Raw genomic sequence first — 22,662 nt, 5'->3', positions numbered from 1 at the left:
ACTGTATCTTATCAAGATGATAATCTATAGAACCTATTTGGCATATATTTATGTAGTTAAATATAGGAATATAGTGAATATGGGGGCATTTTTCTAGCTTTTTCCCCTATTCTATTTCTCGTTCTCCTGACTTATGATTCGGTCTTTCCGGCTCCTATACAAAAAACCTGCACCTTTGCCAAGATACCAAATGGCTTCTATAGAAACATTAGAATATCCCTACCTACTACCTAAAATCTAAAACTTGTATATTTCATCAATTTCAGCTATTCTATATTGCTAAAAATAGATTTTTTAGTGATAAATTATTTATCAAAATTACATTTTGGAGTAGTTTAATGGAAACTTTTCAGAAAATAATATCTGTACTAGCTTTTTTGTCCATAGGATTTTCTCTCGCAGAAGTCTACTTAACAATGAACCCAATCTGGAAACGAAAACATGAGCGTGTAGTAGCAGAAAGTCAATCTGTTACTGGCAATCTACTTTCTTTTACTATTGGAACTATTTTTGCATTTAACTCTCTTTTCACTGGAGAATATGTAAGTTTTATAGACAACATATTATTTAATGGTTTGGCATTGTTCTATATTCTTGTAGGAATGTCATTATGGGTACCAGGAGAAAGAAAAAAAGGCTTCTGGACTTTAATTAAAGAAACCCTTAATTTTGAAAGAAAAGAAGCTGGAGATTTAGCCAAGTCATTTTTAAAACCTTCGGGAGCTAAAAAAATCATCAATATTTTAAGCCAGGTAGCTATGATTGATGAAGTAATTGACCCTAGAGAAAAAGAATTTATTCAATCATTTGCTGACCATTGGGGTATTAATTTTACCTGGGATAATTTAACGACAAATAGAATGGCAGATGCTTCTGTAAACTTGATAAATTTACGTCAAGATGTCACTGATTATTTAGCAACTTCTCCACCACAGAAACAAGTATCAGAATTAAAAGATATTATCGATGCTCTGGTGAATATTGATGAAGAAGTTTCCGATAAAGAAAGGCTAATTATGGGAGAATTAGATGGCTTACTTTCTGAATATATTAGTCAACAGCCAAATTCTGCTAGATATCATGTAATAGTAGCGCCACAAAACGAACGACAGATTCAAATAGTAACTACTTCACTACCAGAATTAATAAGATATGAAGTAGGAGAAGGATTTGCTTATAATAGCGGTCCTTTTTATTCAAAAGAATATGCCGATATAATATCTGATGGTTATCGCAGTCTCAATCTTTTCAGCATCGTGACTTTAACTCTTCCTAGTCAAATAAATTCTATAGTTTCTGAGGATGAAGCATCTAATTAGGGTGTTTTGAAAAGGAGTAATGAGTAATGAGTAATGAGTAATGAGTAATAGACATCTCCGGAAAAGAGGGAACAGGGAACAGGAAACAGGGAACAGGAAGAAAGAATAGATAATTTCTCGATGAGAATTGATTTGATTTTTAATTTTCGGAGATGTCTAATGAGTAATGAGGTAGGAGTAATGAGTAATGAGTAATAGACATCTCCAGAAAACAGGGAACAGGGAACAGGGAACAGGGAACAGGGGGGAGTAATTGATAATTTATGGATAAGAATTGATTTAATTTTTAATTTTTGGAGAAGTCTAATGAGGTAGGAGTAATGAGTTAGGGACGTTTAGTTAACGCACAACTCCGTTAACGTTCAGCGACATGGAATAGGAGCATTCCCTATACGAAAACGCATTAATGCTCAAGCAACCTCCGTACGGAGTAAGGATTCAAAAGCTAGTTAATTATGAATACAAATCTTCCCGGACTGCCCCCCGATGATTACAACTGTAGTCTATCCAGCATGAAAACTGCTATAATGCAAAGAGCTTTTGAACGTAATAACTGACTAAGGTGAACTGATGACGTTTTACTTTCCAGCGGAATGCAACGATCGGAAATTATTATAGCGTTTCCCAAGCTCTCGGAGGTAGAGTTGTTTTTTTTCTTTATTATTCCTACGGAATGAGAATTACTACTCCTTATTCCCTACTCCCTATTCCCTATTCCCAGTTAAGTGTTCCCAGTTAAGTGTTCCCTAAAACCAAAGAATTTTGTACCTCACGCTTTTTGGGAATTGCTATAAAAGTATTTAAAATCAAAAACCATGCTGCTGCAAAAATATGCTTTTTCCATTTTCAAGAATATTTTAAATATTCATCTGTTATGACATAAAAATCAATAATTAGCTAATACATACCCAGTGATTAAGCAAAAACATGAAGACGGCAAACACAACACTTAACTTACGGTTTGCCACAATGACAACAATTGCTTCTTAGCCCTAAATTAGAAGGGGAAAAGAGACAAAACTATATAAAGTGGCTCAAATACTAAGATTCGATGATGTTCGGTAAATACGCCTTCATGGAATCCTCTAACTAACCGCAGTATAGAGAGTGTATTTAAACTGGACTTACCCTAAACTCAAACTAAACTATTGAGCTGAAATATTAGTCCTCAAGTCAATCAAAAAAATAGACTTGACAAATAAACAAAAATTTTGTATTTTAAAGGAGCAAAAAAACTGTTATGGCAAAAGTAGTTGGAATTGACTTAGGTACAACAAACTCCTGCGTTGCTGTTATGGAAGGTGGTAAACCCACAGTCATCGCTAATGCAGAAGGTTTTCGTACAACTCCCTCCGTAGTAGCTTATGGCAAAAAAGAAGAACAACTGGTGGGTCAAATTGCCAAGCGTCAAGCGGTAATGAACACCCAAAATACCTTCTACTCAGTAAAGCGGTTCATCGGGCGTAGATTTGATGAAGTAACCCACGAAACTACAGAAGTTTCTTATAAAGTTCTCAACATTAACGGTAATGTTAAATTAGATTGCCCAGCACTAGAAAAACAATATGCCTCTGAAGAAATTTCAGCCCAAGTGCTGCGTAAACTGATTGATGATGCTAGTAAATATCTTGGGGAACAAGTAACACAAGCGGTAATTACCGTACCTGCTTACTTCAATGACTCCCAAAGACAAGCAACCAAAGACGCTGGAAAAATTGCTGGTGTGGAAGTGCTGCGGATTATCAACGAACCAACTGCAGCTTCTCTAGCTTATGGTTTAGATAAAAAAAGTAACGAAACTATTTTAGTATTTGACCTTGGTGGTGGTACATTCGACGTTTCCATCCTAGAAGTAGGTGACGGTGTATTTGAAGTATTAGCGACTTCTGGCGATACTCATCTTGGTGGTGACGACTTTGATAAAAAAATCGTTGATTATCTAGCAAGTGAATTCCAAAAAGCAGAAGGTATCGATCTCCGGAAAGATAAACAAGCATTACAACGTTTAACAGAAGCAGCAGAAAAAGCCAAGATTGAACTTTCCAGCGTTACCCAAGCAGAAATTAACCTACCATTTATTACTGCTACCCAAGATGGACCCAAACACTTAGACCTAACTCTTACCAGAGCTGAATTTGAAGGTCTATGTTCCGATCTCATCGATCGCTGTCGAATTCCTGTAGAAAATGCTATCCGGGATGCAAAATTAGATAAAAAAGCTATTGACGAAGTAGTGTTAGTTGGTGGTTCAACTCGAATTCCAGCAGTTCAAGAAATAGTCAAGAAAGTTCTAGGTAAAGATCCCAACCAAAGTGTGAACCCTGATGAAGTGGTAGCTGTTGGAGCTGCTATCCAAGCAGGTGTATTAGCAGGTGAAGTTAAAGATATTCTCTTGCTAGACGTTACTCCTCTATCTCTGGGTGTGGAAACTCTCGGTGGCGTAATGACAAAAATTATTCCGCGCAACACTACCATTCCTACCAAGAAATCAGAGGTCTTCTCAACTGCTGTAGATGGTCAGACAAATGTAGAAATTCATGTACTGCAGGGTGAGCGGGAAATGTCTAACGATAACAAGAGTCTGGGAACTTTCCGCTTAGATGGTATCCCCGCAGCACCTCGTGGTGTGCCTCAAATTGAAGTTACTTTCGATATTGATGCTAACGGTATTCTCAATGTAACTGCGAAAGATAAAGGTACTGGTAAGGAACAGTCTATTAGTATTACAGGTGCTTCCACTCTTCCAGATACAGAAGTCGATCGGATGGTTAAAGAAGCAGAAGCAAATGCTGCCGCAGATAAAGAGCGTCGTGAAAAAATTGACCGCAAAAACCAAGCTGACTCTTTAGCATATCAAGCTGAGAAGCAAATTCAGGAGTTGGGAGATAAGGTTCCTGAAGCTGATAAGACTAAGATTGAAGGTTTGATTAAAGACTTGCGTGATGCTGTTGCTCAAGAAGACGATGAAAAGATTACTTCTCTGACTACTGAGTTACAACAAGCTCTCTACGCTGTTAGTAGCAATATGTATCAACAAGGAGATGGCGTACCTGGTGATGGTGCTACACCAAATGGTGATGCTGGTGCTTCCGACTCTTCCTCAAGTGCTGGTGGTGGTGATGATGTAATTGATGCTGATTTTACTGAAGCAAAGTAGTCTATAACTTTTATGGCAGTTTTGACTTAGGTAGACTACGGTAGGGACGTTCCATGGAACGTCTCTACAAAGTTTTATAGCGCTTTTCAGATTGATGAACCACGTTGAAATTTCCTTACTAAGCGACGCTCGCAACATTGAGGAATTTTTCTGAGGAGCAAGATCAGCCATAATTTCATTTTGTGAAGCACCCGCCCGGCTGAGTGTTTTCCCCTCGAATCTTTCCATCTTTTACCTCCCGACAAAATTATCAACATTTTCATTTTCTCAAGCTCTCCCAAGATTTTTTTTGATTAGGGGTTCCATCCTGGCACAAATTGTGATATGATCAAGCTTAACTGGAGTTGTTCGCCTTTTTGCTTGACTTTTTATTCAACTCAGATTGATAGCTAAGGAGCGATCGCAATATTGAGGAATTTTTCTGTGGAGCAATATCAGAAATATTTTCATTTTGTGAAGCACCTGGCTGACTGTTTCCCTCTCAAATCTTTCCATCTATAACCCCCCCCCGAAAAAATTACCAACATCTTCATTGTCTAAAGCTCCAAAAAAATCTTGAGGATTTGGGGTTCCATCCTGGCACAAATTGTGATATGATCAAGCTTAACTGGAGTTTTTCGCCTATACGCATGACTTTTTATTCAACTCAGATTGATAGCTAAGGAGCGATCGCAACATTGAGGAATTTTTCTGAGGAGCAATATCAGCAATAATTTCATTCTGTGAAGCACCCGGCTGACTGTTTCCCGAAAAATTCTGGTCTCTTGCCTCCCCTTGGATAGGGAATAAAAAAAGAACATATTCCTTATTTCAATCCCGAAGCTTTCCGTTTGTCATGCGGAGCAAACAGCTAGAGGTACTGAATAACTGATAACTGATAACTGATAACTGAAATAACCTCCCGACAAAATTATCAACTTTTTCATTTTCTAAAGCTCCAAAAAACTTGGGGATTTAGGGTTCCATCCTGGCACAAATTCTGATATCATAAAGCTTAAATGGGGTTGTTCGCCTTTGTACATGACTTTTTATTCAACTACATTAGGCATTTAGCTGCACTACATGAAAGGTGGAGCCTAGCAGCAGCCATAACACTCAGGTTGTAGAAAGGAAAATCAATGTATAAAGATACTAACAGGACTTCTATAAAAGAATGGCTGAATGCTTACAATAACTGATAACTGATAACTGACTAACTAATAACTGATAATGGCAAAATCTTCTCCCACTCCAAGTCATCAATCTAAAGTTGCTAAAGTTAAACAACTGCGTAAACTTAGCGACTTACTTGATAATGCTATTCGTGTTCCTGGTACATCATTAGGTGTTGGTTTAGATCCAGTCCTAGGATTAATTCCTGGTGGTGGTGATGTCTTGGGAGGACTAATTTCTGTTTATATAGTATTCTCTGCAGCAACAATGGGATTACCCAGAGAGACTCTAACGCGAATGGCGACTAACATAGTATTTGATTCTCTAGTTGGTATTGTACCTGTTCTTGGGGATTTGTTTGATGTTGCGTGGAAGGCAAATTCTAAAAATATGGATCTATTGGAGAATCATTTAGAATCTCCTCAAGTTAGTAAAAAAGCAGATAGTTCGTTTATTTTTCTACTTTTAGGTGGCTTAATTTTATTTGTAATTGCTATTGCTGCTTTAGGTTTTTTTATGATTAGTTTATTGTTGAAAATCATACAGTTTATTATACCTGGTTAGGGAGATAAAAAATGGCTATAAAAATTGCACTTTTTAATCATAAAGGTGGGGTAACTAAGACAACAACAACATTAAATATCTCCGAAAAATCAATAAATCGTGATCAAATAATCTAGTCAGCTATTAATATGGAACAAGAAACATCACCTACTAGAGAGGAAATATTAACGCAAGTTTTAGCGCAAGAACTACTGAGGCGTGAGCAAAACCTATCACAGTCAGCTTCTGCTTTTTCATCTGTTTCAGGAGTTTTAGGAGGTTTTAGTATAACCATTTTAGTTTTATGTTTGACTCCTAAAATAATAACAATAAATAGCCAGAAAGATTGGATAGTTAGTTTGATTTTGATATCTGCAACATTTTATATTTATTCATCTGGAATTTTTGCAAATTCAACTAGCTTTAAGGAAAAGGATAAAAATAGGAATGTATTCAATTTTGGATTAGTCATCTTTCATTCCTCAAACTATATTTTATCGTCAGGGATATTGCTTTTAACATTTCAATTTGAATTATTTATATTGAGACTTGTAGCAATTTTTATTACTATTTTGAGCTTTTTAGTAATGACTATAAACATAGGGGCAGTTACTAAAAGGGGGCTACGAGAAGTAATAAAAATTGCATTAATGTCTATTGGTTCTGGTAGGTAATATCAAACATAATCATTTTGATCAATGACAAAAGATAGAGTAAATACAATTTATTTTGGAATAAGTAGGTGGGCTTAATTATCGGTTCAATAGCAATGAAGATTTAAAACGGCGAGAACCTATTCTGAACTTGTTTATAGGTTCTTTTTCAAATTTTTTATTTTAACCTCTATTTATGTCTACCTACTTACCAATATTATTTTTATTACCTTTATTATCTTCACTAATATTTTATATTATTATCTGTTCTATATTTAGACTTATTATATTTCCTATATTTAGACTTATTTACTTTTTTGAAAAAACTCTTCCATTTATCAAAAAAACTAGAAAAAAAATACAAGAGTGTTTATGGCAAATAGTTTGTTATTTGTCTAGTTCTTCGTCTAAATATATCCGTGAAATTATTTTAGAATCTGATAAAGAAGAAAATATAACGAATATTGACAACCTAGTTGAAAAAGTAATAAAAGAAAGATCTCTTGAGAGGCTTTCTTATTATGAGAAAGAGAGATTATTGGAGTTTTTACAAAATCCTGAAAAAAATTTAGATAATGAAACATTGATTTCTTCTAGTAATTTAACTAGTCCATCTAAGATTAAATTAATGCAACTCGTCGTAGCATTTTTAGTAGCATTTGTAGTATGTACTGCTCCAATAACTTTATACTCAATAATACTAAGTTTAATTTCGATTGTAATTGTAATTTTAACTGGAACTAAATTTTCATTTGCGTATTTCTCAATACATTGGATAATCTCATCTTATTTTTTTCTATTTACTTATTTTGGAAAAATAAATTGGCAATGTTATTTATTGGTATTTTACTTACCTATAATAAGTTTTATAATAGTTTCTGTAATTCTTTCTATGATTATCAATACAGCATTAATTTTTTCACCAACAGTATCTTCGCTATATTTACCTCAAATACCATATTTATCCTGATAATACTGCAACAAATGCTGCTGCAACTGAACCACGGACAAAGCAGAAAACGAAACATTATTAAGCAAGAATTAAAAATTATTATTGACCGTCGAAATAAGATTACTCATATTTCCCTAATTTGATACAAACTATGCTAATTATTTCCCGAATCAAATTTTTATTAATCACAATTATTTCCCTAATAATTTTTCTCTACCTTCCTAATTTCACATTTCAAAAAGTTTCCGCTCAATTTATTGACTCACCCGAAATAACAGCCTTAAATGCTAGTTTCAATAATCCTCAGATTTATTCTTTTGTGGAATCAGGATTTAATTATACTCAACAACTTTACGGTAAACCCAGAATACCAGTAAAAAAAGTAAATTTAAACTTAAATACGACTGCTTTAACTTCACTTGATAATGCAAATCAAGGAGAATTTACTATTTACTTAAGTCGTAAATCATCTGAATATGCTTTCCACGGTCAGTTAGCTCACGAAATATTTCACCTATTAAATGCACAATTACTTGACTGTTATGCAGAAGGTTTAGCTACTTTTTTTGCAGAAAAAATGTTAACTCGTAATAACTTAAATTGGAGTGGGTGGGAACAATATTTTAAACAAGGTTCGGAACCATTTTATGGCTTAAGTTATTTTATGATGAAAGAAGTTAGTGAAACAGCAGGTGCAACAAATATAAGTCGTTTTCTTGACTTTGTTGTTTACAATAACTCTAGTAAACAATGGATGCACATTGATATTGATGGATGGCTATCCTCAATGTCTGATGATGTCAAAATTGAGGTAGAAAAAGTGATTAATAAAAATATTACTCAACTCCAACAAGTAACTAAATCAAATAATCAGATGTACACTTGTTTAGAACCTAGTTAAATAATTTTTTTCGCAATTTAACTCCTATGAATAAGGTCATTTCAGTTATCAGTTATCAATTATCAGTACCTCTGCAATAAGCTGGTTAAAAGAGTTTACTTAAGACTTATCTATTTGACTAAAAACAGAGTTTGACTTGAATAAATGATATATAGGCTATTTCTTCTGATTCCTATCCTCGGATTGGCAACGTACAGTCAGGAGTCAGAATAATAGCTTCAGTACAATATTTTAGGTCGTAAATCATCTTTTTTGTCAAAGGGGCATTTTATGAAAAGTATTTTTATAACCCTGACGATTCCTAACATTCTTTTTTCACGCTTGGTATTATATTTCCTATCTCCCTACTCCCTACTCCCTAAAACAAAGGAACTTTGTACCTCACGCTTTTTGGGAATTGCTACAGTATTTTCATAGTTATTACTTCTATGTTAACTTTGACAGTATAAGCAACTACAAAGAAGGAAAAAATACTAATTAATCCTACTCCATATTCCCTCTTTTCTATTCCCCTTTTGTTACTTATATATTAATTTTGACGTAAGTATTCAGCCGTCAGCTATCAGCTATCAGCTTCCGAGACAGATTTATATTTCATGTAACACAATTAATTGTATGGGTTGACAAGTCAAACTTGTTGTTTTTGTATTTCAATTTATGGCTTTAAAATGTGCTATAAGTTCAAGGAAGAATTGCCTGATTTCAAGGTTAGATATGAGAGCTGAAAGCTCATAGTTAAATGCTTACATTTTGACAATAGAAGTAACTATCAAGTGAAAAAAATACTGATTAATCTTACTCCCTTGCAATCAAAGAATAACTATGATTTTAAAGAACAAAAACTGGATAAAATTACTCCTAACCTTAAAAGGCTCAGTTATATATCAAGTTTGGCAACGAGTAGTAGTTTCAATGATTTTTTCTGCAATAATTACTATTATTTATGAAACGGGATTAATTGAAATAGATCAACCAATTTTAAGTAGTTTAATTCCTAGTGTTGTATTAGGTTTATTGTTAGTTTTTAGAACTAATACCTCTTATGACAGATTTTGGGAAGGGCGAAAAGTTATTGGCGGAATCATAATTTCATGTCGATCTTTATCAAGACAAATATGGGTAAATATCCCTGAAAAAACTCCAACAGATACAGAAGATAAAAAAGCAGCAATTCTACTTTTAGCAGGATTTTTTATAAGTACAAAACTACACTTGAGAAATGAAAATGTAGATGGAAAACTTCAGTCAATTATTAGCAAAAATAAATATTTAGAACTGAAAGAAGTTAATCATATTCCTCTAAGAATAGCTAAATGGATTGGAGATTATTTCCGTCAAGTATACGACCTGAATTATATAGATAGTATTCAGCTTTCTACCTATAATCAAATCTTAGACTCTATGGTAAAAGATGAAACTGCCTGTGAAAGAATTTTAAATACACCTATCCCGCTAGCTTATGCAATTCACTTACAACATTTATTATTTTTTTATTGCTTCGCTTTACCCTTTCAATTAGTAGGCCAGTTATCTTGGACAACTATTCCTGCTGTGGGAATAATTAGTTTTGCTCTATTAGGAATTGAAGCAATAGGATTAGAAATAGAAAATCCCTTTGGTTACGATCCTAATGATTTACCTTTAGATAAAATGTGCGATCGACTGTTGTTTGATATTGAAGAATTATTGACTTCTGATTCTCGTAAAGAATATTTAATTGACGGAGAACTGCCTACCTCAAATTAGTCAAAATTAAAAAAATTAACAATACAAAATTATTCTCTTAGAGACTATTTATCAACTCAAAAAAACTGATAGCTGATAATAGCTGAATACTTAGCCACACAATTGCACAATTATAGTTAAAGCAGATACTTAAAAATTATATTCTGCCTCTGACTAAATTTGAGAATTTCCTAATTATATGACCATTTTTTTAATTCAAAATTAAAAATTCACGCGTTCAAAAATTTTGATTCTTGCGTGAATTTCAATAATTGTTTAATTAAGGATTAAAGCCTCTGCCTAAAGTCAGAGGTTATAATGAGTGAATTATATAATGCAATAATTTTGAATTGATGTGACAAGTAAGGATAGAAAAATCAACAAAATTTTAACTATCAAAAAATACTCTCTCCATCTTGACATCCTCCCGACGCTGCTCTGCGAGACAGCGCGGGATTCCCATCCATCACTCCAACAGACATGCGCTGAAGGAAGGACTCAGGGCGGGTTGACACCTCACTGGAAAATGCTGGCTTGCCAGTCTAACGCTTCCTCCGTATCCGTTTAACTTCTCCGAGTGCCCCTCGGCGACGGGACTTAAAAAAACAATTAATATCTCAACCTTGGTTTTTAGTTGAGTTTTTGTATTTTAACATGCTTATCTGTAAAAGCGCAAGCAAGATTGATTAGTTTTCCCATAAGACGCTCCCCTACGGGAGAGCGCGGGTCTTCAACCAACGTTGAGATAAAATTAGTTGTAGACTGGCACATCATACCAGTAATTGTTTTAATTAGTTTTTTAGGTTTAACTATGCCACTTTCAAGAGCTAGCGGTATTTTACTGCATCCAACTTCTTTCCCCAGTCCCTTTGGAATTGGTGACTTAGGCCAAGAAGCATACAATTTTGTGAATTTTCTGAAAGATAGTGGACAAAAAATTTGGCAAGTTCTACCATTAGGGCCAACAGGACCAGACAACTCTCCCTATCAAGCTTATTCGGCAATGGCAGGAAACCCACTGCTAATTAGTCCAGATAAGTTGAAAGATAAAGGATTGCTTTCTGAAGAGGATATCTCCAACATACCCGAATTTCCAAAGGATCAGGTCGATTTTGATTTGGTTGCCCAACTCAAGGGAACTCTGCTGAAAACTGCCTACCAAAACTTTCAAAAAGAGGCTTCTGAAGAAGAACTAGAAACATTCAAGGAATTATGCGCCAGTAAAGCTTTTTGGTTAGATGATTATGCTTTTTATATGGCTTTGAAAGAAGCTCACGAAGGAGCTAGTTGGCATACTTGGGATGAGGATATTGCCAATCGTCAACCAGCAGCATTAACAGAATGGCAACAACGTTTAGCTGATGAAATTCAGTACCATAAATTTGTTCAGTTTCAGTTCTTCCAGCAATGGGATGAATTAAAAAATTATGCCAATCAGCAAGGAATTGAAATCTTTGGCGACCTTCCTATATATGTTTCCCATGATAGTGCCGATGTTTGGGGGCATCCTGAAATATTCTCCTTAGATTCAGAAACAAATGAAGCATCTTTAATGGCTGGCGTTCCCCCAGATTATTTTAGTGAGACTGGTCAACTATGGGGTAATCCAGTTTATCAATGGGATAAATTAGAACAGAACAATTTTCTCTGGTGGGTACAACGTATTCAGTCTATGCTGGATACAGTTGATTTGATTAGAATTGACCACTTTCGAGGTTTGGCTGCTTATTGGGCAGTACCCCAGGGCGAAACTACAGCCATAAATGGTGAATGGGTTACAGCTCCGGGTAAGACTTTCTTTAATACTATTAAAGAAAAGTTAGGTACACTGCCAATTATTGCTGAGGATTTAGGGATTATTACTCCTGATGTGGAAGAGTTACGGGATAAGTTTGAATTTCCTGGCATGAAAATTCTACATTTTGCTTTTGACTCAGGTAGTGATAATCCTTATTTACCCTACAACTATAATTCTGCCAATTGGGTTGTCTATACTGGCACTCACGATAATAATACAACTGTGGGCTGGTTCAATAAGCGCTCTCCTGAAGAACAGGAACGAGTTTATCGTTTTCTTGGTAGTAGTTGGGGTAACGGCATTCATTGGGATTTAATTCGTTTAGCTATGTCTTCCGTAGCTTATATGGCAATTTTTCCTCTACAAGATATTTTAGGTTTGGGCGAAGAAGCTATTATGAATCAGCCTGGTGTTCCTGATGGTAATTGGGACTGGCGTTACCAATCGGGGATGTTAACCTCAGAGGCAAGCGATCGCCTCAAAGAAGTAACAGACATTTATGGTCGTACCCTAAAAAATCAGGAGGATTAATATTAGGAGAAATCATAGTCTTTAATTTTGATGGGAAATTTGGGTGTTAGTAGGAGTAAAAACAACTTGTTTTACTTCACCCAGTTTTCCCAGTTGCATATTTTGTCCATTATTAATAGGTATAAATATTCCTCCAGCATTTCCTGCCCAAAAAACCAGTTGTTTTTGAGCTGACCAACTCTTCTGAGTGCCTTGAGCTAAAGTGCCTTCAAATGCTATTTTTCCATCTATTTCTATTGATACCCAGGATTCCTCTTTAACAATTACACTAAGTACCACAGGTTGTTTTTGATTTTTTTTCTCTAATTTTTCCGTTGTAGTTTGAGCTGAAGATTTTTGTTCAGTTTTCCTATTTTCTGGAGATACTGAAGCTAACAAATTACCCTCATTTTCTGCTTGATATTGTTGTTTTTCCGAGTTAGTAATTCCTTTTTCTCTCCCTAATATATAAGAGCTACTAATCACATAAGGTAACAAACGAACTGATAAAATCACAAGCAATACATATAAGAAGTAAAGATGATATGGTCGTAGCTGAAACATTGATACATTCGGGAAAGATTTTTTGGTAATTTCTTGAGTTTTTGCAGTTGGAAATAATTTTGCTAGTTCCTCTCCATCTAATCCCATAGCATCTGCATATCGCTTAATCATACCTTGGATATAAACTGGTTCTGGCAGTTTTTCTAAATTACCTTCTTCTATCGCTTCTAGTAAATTAATTCTAATCATTGTCACTACTGATACTTTTTCTAAACAAATCGAATTTTTATCTCTAAACATTTTTAATTTATGCCCTATATCTCTCAATGCTTGACTTTGTTCTTCTTCAAAAGATAATTTTTTCCTTTGATTAAAACGTTGTTTTAAGGGTACAAAAGAGAAACTTTTTTTCAGGTTTTTTATTCCTGTCAAATTCACCATTGCTTTAACTTATTTTATATAAACTATAGTTTGTCTTGTTTTAAGAGTTATCCTATTTAGGGTTTGCTGAAAAAGTCTTATGGGTGAGGGTAGGAGTCAGGATACAGGATACAGGATACAGGAGGAGTAAGGAATTTAGAGGAGGCAGAAGGAAGAATTTAATTCCTGATTTTTCAGCTCTTGTTAACCCAAAATCCTAACTTTTTGCAGCTCTTGCGTAGCAAAAACCTTGTAATGCATGAAAGACCATTATTGGCTAAAACCTTTATCTGTCAATGCTTTAAAATTTAATCAGCAAACCCTATTTAGAAAAAAGTTCGCTACAAATTACCCTAGAGTTATGATTCAGGATTCATAATTTATAAGGCACAGCATCTAATCGAGCATTTAAGCATTTATTTTAGATATTTTTTATCTGTTTTTTATCTATAGGCATCTATTTTAGTTTCTTAGGAAAAAACAATAAACTTGATTCTTTATCAAAGAGATATCTCATTTCAGAAATTATTATTTGTTAATTACTTCTCCTTAATAAAAGAGAATTTACAAAATTTTTTCTTGCTTTATTTATACTTAAAAATAAGAGGGTTTAGACCTTCAATTAGTCAATAAACTATTTTAATAACTTATATTATTTTCAACATTATTCTAACGATATTCTATAACTTAATTTGAGCAATAAATTTATTTTTGGTGCTTAGTTTAAGAAAAAAATTACTATTATGACTCCTAAATATATTTCTAATACAATTACAGCAGTTTCCGAGGCACGTGAGGTACAAAGCTTTACTATTTGTTAAAAGCTGGAAACCTGTTAGTAATGAGTGGCAGTTCAAGCATCCTGCTTGTTACAGCCTTGAAGGCTGTGTTACACAGTACCTCACCATCCTTAAAAATGCTATAAATCCAAAAAATTGTACAAACAAAATATATTTTGATTAAGGTAGCCAGATTGAACAAACACAAAGTATGAAACAATTTAGAAATATTATTTGGATATTTAATTATTTTAGGAACTCAGTTTAAACTCTCAAAAATAATACTTATTTGTCATATAAAGAGAGGTAAAAATTCAGCTATGAACAATCAGCTTTTAGCTGTTTTATAACTTACGATTTGATAATTTTGTCATCCAAAAAATTGATTTCAAAATCCTTTAACCCTCGATAATGGCCAATAGGTAAAACTGACTCTCCAGGTAGCTGTAACTTAATTTGGCCAATTGCAGTACGGTGTAGTTTGAGGACAGGATGTCCCAATTTTTCTGCAATTCTACGAATCTGGCGATTTCTGCCTTCAGAGATAATCACTTCTAAAAGAGTTTGAGAGTTATTATCTTCTATTAAGACTTTAACCTGAGCTGGTAAAGTTTTTTGACCAGATAAGATAATACCTTGACGCCACAACTTTAAGGTTGATTCCTGGGGATAACCTTTTACCCAGACTTGATAGGTTTTGGGAAGACAATGTTTAGGATGGGTTAAACCATAAGTTACCCGACCATCATTTGTGAGGAGTAGTGCCCCTGTAGAGTCTGCATCTAAACGTCCTACAGGATGAATACCTTTTCCATTTTGCAGTTCTGTACTTAGGATATCTAAAACTTTACTACGTTTGCTAGGTTCCGAACAAGTTGAAATTACTCCCATAGGTTTATTGAGCAATAAATATATGGGTTGAGGCCGATTTTCTGGTTTAATGGGCAGACCATCAACTTCAATTTTGTCCAAGTATGGTTTAGCCTTTTCACCTAATTGGACAACTCGATCGTTTACCTTGACTCGTCCAGCTATAATCATTTGTTCCGCTTGACGCCGAGAAGCTATTCCCCACTGAGATAATATTTTTTGTAATCTTTCATCCATATTGTTTATTTAATTACTTTTAATAATCAGATTACCAGTCATTTCAGTTCTCAGTTATCAGTACCAACCCCTGAATCATCTAGCTTGAAATACTGAAGTTTATTATTTATTATCGCCTTAAAAGGGTAAGCTATTGACCAGATTTTTTGTAAGCGTTCAGCTATTAGCAATGAAAATAAACAATTACAGCTAAAGTTAACTTATGATGTCCGCTTTTTCAGTAACTTTTAATTCTCGTTCAACCTCAATCCTATATCCTAATATCCATTATCAGGATTACTATATTTAGCTAATTGGATATTTTCCCCTACCCTAAATCTGCAAAATCTGTTAATTTATATATTTCCAGAGATAGGAAATATATAAATTAAGTATACTAATCCTCATAGTGTCTTTGATGAATCAAAATTTACCAGAACTTTATCAAATTTCTGATTCTGATGTTGCCGTTCAGAATCAAGATGAAATATCAACTAAGAAAAAGAGTAGAATTGTTAGTAGATTTCTGTCTCCAGCTTTGAAATTTTGGTTAAAATCCCAATTAGATCAGGTAGAACAATTAAAGGTTCATATTGAAGGTGGCGATCGCCAAATTATTACAGGTAAAATTCCCCAAGTTTCTGTTACTGCTTCTAATGTAATTTTTCGAGGATTACATTTAACTGAGGTCAAATTATCTGCTACTGGCATTCGGATTAATATTGGTCAAATTATTAAGGGTAAGCCATTAAAAATCTTAAAATCTTTTCCTATATTTGGTCAGATTAAATTGCTACAATCTGACTTTAATGCTAGTCTGAAATCTGATATATTTGCTGAGGCGATCATTGATTTTTTAACTCCACTATTACCGCCAGATTTTATAGAAGATATAGAGCAACCTATTAGCTTGTATGACCAGAAAGCAGAAATATCTACAGGTAATATAAATTTATTTGCTAATTTTTTGTCTAAATTTGATGAAAAAATTCCTTTCAATTTACATACTGATTTAAAACTTGCTACTAGCTGTAAATTACTACTAGAGAATCTGAACTTTCACGTTTTACAAAAGTCTAATTATGACTTTTCAAATACCATCAAAATTGATTTGGGTTCGGATGTTAAACTACAGGAATTAACATTAGAATCAGGTCAACTTGTTTGTCAAGGTAGCTTGATAGTTAAACCCTAAATTAAACGTAAGCATTCAGCCGTAAGTTATCAGATATCAGCTATTATTTTTTCAGTAAAATCAAATCTTACTACAAATAGTAATTTCTTATTGCTGATATCTGAATGCTTACAATTCAACTATATAGTGCTACGCATTAAGGTTAGGATATTTATAAATCCTCAAATCCTTAAATCCTTTGACAGTTTACTATTCCCTATTCCCTATTCACGCTTCGCGTAGCGCTATAAAAATTATCATCATAAATGAGATACAAAATTCTATCTTTTAGGAAACAGCGATTACTAGGAACACATTACTAAGAACACAAAAGAATAAAAACAGGGCTATTTCATTCTAGAATCAACTGAGGATTTGACTAGCTTTTAGAGATTGGTTGATATAACCTTCAATCATTGAAAAGGCATATTTTCTTTAATGCAAAAAAAGTCATAAATTAGAACGAAATAGCCCTGGAAGAAAAATAATAGTCGCAAATAAAATACTGCTGCACAAAGAGCTGAGTTGGTGTTGGAACAACCTAATTACTTATCCCACACTTTGCATTCTGCACCACCAAGTAACCTTTGAAATTGAGAAATAATAAAAAGTTAGTGCAAAATTCTGCTTCCAAAATCTTATACAAATTCCCATGCATTGATTCTATACTTTAGTGACACTTCAGTTATCAAGTAATTAATGCAGAGAAAATAAACTTATTCCCTAATTGTTAGCCAGTTAATATTAATTATTATTATATTTACTTCTCCCCTACTCCCCTACTCAAGAAAGTATAGAAAAGTTTTTGAGAAATGGTATTAGAAGTAATTACTCATTATTAATTGCTGAAGCGCTGACTATAAGTTAGCTGAATCCTTACCAAATACAAATATTGATAGACTTTGATATGCTAATTATAATTTTGGAGGGCTGGTAAAAGTAAAGTGAAAAAATAATATATAAGAGGTGCGGTAAAAACATAACTATCAGTCCGGTCAAGAATTCCTCCATGTCCAGGTATCAGTTGTCCAGAATCTTTAACACCTGCATCTCGTTTCATCATGGATTCAGTTAAATCTCCAAGTAGACTAGCAACACCTACTATTAAACCCAAGAAAGCACCTGTCCAAGGCGAACCAGGCCAATCTAAGTACCAAGAACCTATAGTAGCTACTACTACACTACCTAAAACTCCAAATATTGCACCCTCCACAGTCTTTTTCGGGCTTATTTCTGAAAGTCTAATTCGACCAAAGAACTTTCCGACAAAATAAGCACCTATATCAGCAGCCCATATACAGCAAAAACCAAGTAGAGTAAATGTTAAGCTTGGAGGCCAACTTAAAGGATCTATCCATGACATCAGTTCGTAGTTTTCCAGGGCTATTTGGGATGTCTGTGATTGAGCTTCAAGTCCAACTCTGAGTCTCACCCAATAGCTAGGTAGATATCCACCATAAAATAGACCTAAAATTGATGATGCTATATCAGCTATAGTTGCTAATTTTGGTTGAAATAGTAGATAAAAACAAATTATGGTTCCTGCTAATGTAAATATGGCATCTACCAGGTCAACATTTAGGGCTGCTACTACTAATATGATTTGACTTAATGCTAGAGTAGTTTTGGCTGCCGGTGCAATACCTTTAGCACGAGCTAGTTGAAAATATTCGAGTTGGCCTAGGTAAACTATTATTCCCATGCCGACTGTAAACCACCATCCCCCAAAAATAATCATTCCTAGAGCTACGGCGATCGCTACAAGTCCACTAATTATTCGAGACCAAGACATAATATTATGTTATTAACTTGACATACTCCCGACGTTGCCCTTACGGGACTTATAGGGATTCTTCAGTCTGGGAAACCCTGACCGCTGTTTAGACAGAGGTGATGTCCTCCCCCTGTGTTGACATTGATAATAACAAAATGCTCCTAGCTTGTCAAGGGCCTATGAACGTTTAGCTTATGAAGGTATCCGAATCCTGGCCCTGGCTTTCATCCCGACGCTCCCCCTCCCCCCTTGGAAAGGTAGGGCTAATTCTTTGTCGCCAGAGAATATTTAGGGAGAGGGTGGGGAGGATGGTCCGGATGGGGAGGATTGGGAAGATGGGGAGGATTGGGATACGGAAGTTGCATAAATAAAAGCGGATTTTTCTCCCACACCTCCCACACCTCCCACACCTCCCCACCCTCTCCTACTTTTTTCTCTGATGACAATAAATTGACCCTGCCTTGGAAAGGGGGGTTAGGGGGGATGGAGAGCGCGGGACAACAGCCAGGAAAGTTAAAACTTAAATTTTACACTCTCAACCGCTATTAATCCTCTGTTTATAATTATTTTTGCTGTAGCTACATCTCTATTAATTTTATATATACAGTGGGTCCAGGTATGTTTTATTCTAAGCATTCATATCTCAGCAGTCAGCTATGAGCAATCATATAATAAAAGCGTTTCTTCAGTTACTGAGGTAAAGTAATTTTTCTTTTTTTCTATTCCCTGTTTATCTCATTACTACTGCCTAACAAGTATGAGGAATTGCTATAGTTAACATTCTTTAGTTGAAGCTGACGAAAAAATTAATTGATTTTTTCTCCACTCAAAATAAATATGGGATTAATTGCCGCAAAGGTTTGATGTATTCCCCTAGTCTCCAAACGATTCACTGCCGACTGTACTACCTCTACATTCCTAACTTGTAAATCAGCAAAACTTTCAGAAACAGCATAAAGACTTTCTAGATTAGCAGCAGTGGCAATAATGCGACCTTTTGGTAATAATCTTTTCCAAACTTCTTGCAGTATAACTTTGATGTAACGACCTCCCTCTATACAGACATGGCTAGGTGCATCGGTTAAACTATCAAGACATTCGGGAGCATTACCTTCAACTACTGTGACATTTTTCACTCCAAAGCGGTCACAATTTCTCCTAATTAAACTTGCTACTTCTTGATCTCTTTCTATGGCAATAACTCCACCTTGGGGACATATCAAGCCGATTTCTACTGGTATGGTTCCTGTTCCTGCACCAATATCCCATACTAATGAATCTGATTGTAATCGTAAATAAGATATTATCAGTAAGCGGACTTCTCGCTTACTTAGGGGAATACCAGGTAAACGTTCAAACAAGTCATCTGGGATACCTGGAGTAATATAAGGCCAAAGTTGCGAAGGCATAAATAATGAATAATGAATAATGAATAATTGATTATTGATAATAATTAATTAGGGTTTGGGGATTCCTATAAAAAGTCGCCCTAGAATGGCGAGGCTTGAAACCCAATTTTTCGGTCAAAACTAAAATCTAGAAACTTTAATAGTTTTAAAATTAGGGTCACTACACCCTGTTATTATCCCACCTAATGCCCGGACTTGTTCAAGTATCTGAAGATGTTTTTCTGTAATAATTTCACCAGGTATTAATACTGGAATCCCTGGTGGATAGGGACAAAGTAATTCGGCACTGATATATCCTACAGATTTTTCAATGGGCAAACAATTTTTCTGGGCAAAAAAAGCATCTCTAGGAGAGACAGGTATGGAAAAATCAGTTGCCTGGAAGTCAAATTTTCTTCTGTGATTAGTAGGTAAATTAGCAAAACCTCGATCGCTTAAACTAACTAAACCAGTTACTAATTGATCGATATCTGCTTTTGTATTTCCCAGAGAAATAATAAACGTCAAATTTTGGAAACTGGGTAACTCACAGGTAACTCCTAATTCTTGATGCAAAATTTCATCAGCTTCATACCCACTCAATCCAATATTAGAGACTTTAATAGTTAATCTTGTTTTGTCAAGGGCAATAAATCCTGGGTTGAAATAATTCTCAATTGGGCAGTTAGGAGTTGGGAATTGAGAGTTAGGAGTTGAAAATATTTCTGCTGATTCTTCAATCTTTTGTTTGATCTCATTCTCTAATAAAGGGGAGTTATAAGTTGAGAGTTGAAGGTTAGGACTTGAGAATATTTCTGCGGATTCTTCAATCTTTTCTTTAACCTCATTTTCTAATAAATCTGAATCTCCTGATAAGCAAGTAAAACTTCTTTCTTCTTTCTTCTTACTCCTTTCTTCTAGCGGGAATTTTGAGAATATTTCTCCTAATTCTCCCATCTCTTCTTTAACCCCATTCTCTAGTAAAGGAGAATTATAAGTTGGGAGTTGAGTCTTAGGAGTTGAGAATATTTCTCCTGATTCTTCAATTTTTTCTTTCACCTCATTCTCTAATAAATCTGAGTCTCCTGATAAGCAAGTAAAACTTCTTTCTTCTAGCTCGAATTTTGAGAATATTTTTCCTGATTCTCCCATCCCTTCTTTAACCTCATTCTCTAATAAAGGGGAGTTAGAAGTTGGGAGTTGAGGGTTAGGACTTGAGAATATTTCTGCTGATTCTTCAATCTTTTCTTTCACCTCATTCTCTAATAAATCTGAATCTCCTGATAAGCAAGTCAAGCTTCTTTCTTCTTTTTTCTTACTCCTTACTTCTAGCTCGAATACCGAATAATTCGACAGTTGACTAATTCTGTTTCTAGCATTCTTAGCTAATTCTAGAGTTTGATTCATCAACTCCTCACCCAATAAAGCCATTTGTTGCCGAGCAGCATCAAGGGAAGCTAGAAGTAAATAACTTGGACTACTAGACTGTAATATCTGTAATGCTTGCTCAAGTCGATAAAGATCGATACGATCGCTTCCAATATGAAGCATGGATGCTTGAGTCATAGCTCCTAGAGTTTTATGAGTTGACTGTACAGTTAAGTCTGCTCCACTGACTAATGCTGGTATTGGTAATTCTGGATGAAAAGCAAAGTGAGCTCCGTGAGCTTCATCTACTAATAGAGGAATATTATATTTATGGACTTGTTGGGCGATCGCTCTAATATCTCCACAAACTCCATGATAGGTGGGATAAACTATCATTACTGCTTTAGCATCGGGATGTTTGGCTAAGGTTTGGGCGATAGATTGGGGAGTAATGCTGAGAGGAATATCCCAATGGGAGTTATATTCTGGATGGATAAAAATCGGAATTGCTCCAGATAGAATTAAGCCGGAAATTACAGACTGATGAATATTCCGAGGCAAGATTATTTTTTCTCTATTTCCACAAGTAGCTAGAATTCCGGCGATAATTCCTGTAGTAGAACCGTTGACTAAAAATTTTGTGTGTAATGCGCCGAAGGTTTCTGCTGCTAATTCTTGAGCTTCTTGAATTACACTGTCTGGAGTGAAGAGGTTATCTAGTTCTGGTAGTTCTGGTAAGTCTGCTGGAAAGACTTTTTTACCGAGTAATTCAGTGAGTGGTTGTGGAATGCCTTTTCCTTGTTTATGTCCTGGTGCATAGAAAGGAGCATGAAATTTTTGGGAGAGATTTTTAAGAGTTTCAACTATTGGTGTTTTGCTTTGGTTAGGCATTTCCAATTTTCTAGATTTTAGGAGCTTTGATTAATTTTATTCTAGAAGTCGCGACGAAACTTTGACAAAATTATTTTCTCTATATTTCTACAAGTAGATTTCTACAAGTAGCTACTAGAATTCTGGCGATAATTCCTGTTCTAGAACTGTTGACTAGAAATCTGCTGGTGAAATTTTTGAGGGTTTCAATTATTAGTGTCTTGGTTTGGTTGAGGATTTCCAATTTTCGAGATTTTAGGAGCTTTGATTAATTTTATTCTAGAAGTCGCGACGAACCTTTAACAAAATTATTTTCTCTAAATTTCTACAAGTAGATTTCTACAAGTAGCTACTAGAATTCTGGCGATAATTCCTGTTCTAGAACTGTTGACTAGAAATCTAGTGGTGAGATTTTTCAGAGTTTCAATTAGACGAAACTTTGGCAAAATTATTTTCTCTAAATTTCTACAAGTAGATTTCTACAAGTAGCTACTAGAATTCTGGCGATAATTCCTGTTCTAGAACTGTTGACTAGAAATCTGCTGGTGAAATTTTTGAGGGTTTCAATTATTAGTGTCTTGGTTTGGTT

The 22,662-nt window shown here is 34.8% G+C and carries 16 protein-coding genes; 9 read left to right on the top strand and 7 right to left on the bottom strand.

What is annotated here, in order from left to right:
* The first annotated feature begins 416 nt into the window (after positions 1–416).
* From F6K40_RS17495 to malQ, 8 genes are all read left to right on the top strand, one after another.
* On the top strand, positions 417–1,319 hold the full coding sequence (locus F6K40_RS17495; protein ID WP_293138043.1) for a hypothetical protein: 903 nt from the start codon (positions 417–419) through the stop codon (positions 1,317–1,319).
* A gap of 1,240 nt (positions 1,320–2,559) precedes the next feature.
* Entirely contained in the window at positions 2,560–4,476 is a 1,917-nt protein-coding gene (dnaK, locus tag F6K40_RS17490) for a molecular chaperone DnaK (RefSeq protein ID WP_293138041.1), read from the top strand.
* A gap of 1,209 nt (positions 4,477–5,685) precedes the next feature.
* The gene (locus F6K40_RS17485) at positions 5,686–6,192 is read left to right on the top strand and encodes a DUF4112 domain-containing protein (RefSeq protein WP_293138039.1); all 507 of its coding nucleotides are present in this window, start codon (positions 5,686–5,688) and stop codon (positions 6,190–6,192) included.
* Between the two features lie 128 nt (positions 6,193–6,320).
* Positions 6,321–6,845 (top strand): hypothetical protein, encoded by a 525-nt coding sequence (locus F6K40_RS17480; protein WP_293138037.1) that lies wholly within the window; start codon positions 6,321–6,323, stop codon positions 6,843–6,845.
* Between the two features lie 175 nt (positions 6,846–7,020).
* Entirely contained in the window at positions 7,021–7,794 is a 774-nt protein-coding gene (locus F6K40_RS17475) for a hypothetical protein (protein ID WP_293138035.1), read from the top strand.
* Positions 7,795–7,927: 133 nt separating this feature from the next.
* Complete coding sequence (locus F6K40_RS17470; protein WP_293138033.1) at positions 7,928–8,677, top strand: hypothetical protein; 750 nt, start codon at positions 7,928–7,930, stop codon at positions 8,675–8,677.
* Positions 8,678–9,499: 822 nt separating this feature from the next.
* The gene (locus F6K40_RS17465) at positions 9,500–10,423 is read left to right on the top strand and encodes a bestrophin family protein (RefSeq protein ID WP_293138031.1); all 924 of its coding nucleotides are present in this window, start codon (positions 9,500–9,502) and stop codon (positions 10,421–10,423) included.
* 790 nt (positions 10,424–11,213) lie between these two features.
* Complete coding sequence (gene malQ / locus F6K40_RS17460) at positions 11,214–12,731, top strand: 4-alpha-glucanotransferase (RefSeq protein ID WP_293138029.1); 1,518 nt, start codon at positions 11,214–11,216, stop codon at positions 12,729–12,731.
* Positions 12,732–12,752: 21 nt separating this feature from the next.
* Here malQ and F6K40_RS17455 read toward each other — a convergent pair whose 3' ends face one another.
* Together F6K40_RS17455 and F6K40_RS17450 are read right to left on the bottom strand one after the other, a co-directional pair.
* Positions 12,753–13,655, bottom strand: a complete 903-nt coding sequence (locus F6K40_RS17455) for a helix-turn-helix domain-containing protein (RefSeq protein ID WP_293138027.1) — start codon at positions 13,653–13,655, stop codon at positions 12,753–12,755.
* A gap of 1,109 nt (positions 13,656–14,764) precedes the next feature.
* The gene (locus F6K40_RS17450; protein ID WP_293138025.1) at positions 14,765–15,520 is read right to left on the bottom strand and encodes a pseudouridine synthase; all 756 of its coding nucleotides are present in this window, start codon (positions 15,518–15,520) and stop codon (positions 14,765–14,767) included.
* Between the two features lie 397 nt (positions 15,521–15,917).
* Here F6K40_RS17450 and F6K40_RS17445 point away from each other — a divergent pair, with 397 nt between their 5' ends.
* The gene (locus tag F6K40_RS17445) at positions 15,918–16,694 is read left to right on the top strand and encodes an LmeA family phospholipid-binding protein (protein ID WP_293138023.1); all 777 of its coding nucleotides are present in this window, start codon (positions 15,918–15,920) and stop codon (positions 16,692–16,694) included.
* Between the two features lie 889 nt (positions 16,695–17,583).
* Here F6K40_RS17445 and F6K40_RS17440 read toward each other — a convergent pair.
* The 5 genes from F6K40_RS17440 to F6K40_RS17420 form a co-directional block, all read right to left on the bottom strand.
* Positions 17,584–18,465: a phosphatidate cytidylyltransferase gene (locus F6K40_RS17440; RefSeq protein WP_293138021.1), complete on the bottom strand. Its 882-nt coding sequence runs from the start codon at positions 18,463–18,465 to the stop codon at positions 17,584–17,586.
* Positions 18,466–18,710: 245 nt separating this feature from the next.
* Complete coding sequence (locus F6K40_RS17435) at positions 18,711–18,893, bottom strand: hypothetical protein (protein ID WP_293138019.1); 183 nt, start codon at positions 18,891–18,893, stop codon at positions 18,711–18,713.
* A 360-nt stretch (positions 18,894–19,253) separates the two neighbouring features.
* Positions 19,254–19,856, bottom strand: coding sequence for a precorrin-6Y C5,15-methyltransferase subunit CbiT (gene cbiT / locus F6K40_RS17430; RefSeq protein ID WP_293138017.1), 603 nt, complete (start codon positions 19,854–19,856; stop codon positions 19,254–19,256).
* A 120-nt stretch (positions 19,857–19,976) separates the two neighbouring features.
* Positions 19,977–22,094, bottom strand: a complete 2,118-nt coding sequence (locus tag F6K40_RS41615) for an aminotransferase class I/II-fold pyridoxal phosphate-dependent enzyme (protein ID WP_293138015.1) — start codon at positions 22,092–22,094, stop codon at positions 19,977–19,979.
* A gap of 296 nt (positions 22,095–22,390) precedes the next feature.
* Positions 22,391–22,519 carry a hypothetical protein gene (locus F6K40_RS17420; protein ID WP_293138013.1) on the bottom strand — a complete coding sequence of 43 codons (129 nt, stop codon included), beginning with the start codon at positions 22,517–22,519 and terminating at the stop codon, positions 22,391–22,393.
* Positions 22,520–22,662 lie beyond the last annotated feature (143 nt).

It is taken from the genome of Okeania sp. SIO3I5, from assembly GCF_010672085.1.
Classification (GTDB): domain Bacteria; phylum Cyanobacteriota; class Cyanobacteriia; order Cyanobacteriales; family Microcoleaceae; genus Trichodesmium.
Note: the sequence above shows the minus strand (reverse complement) of the source record. Positions and strands in the feature narration are given on the sequence as shown.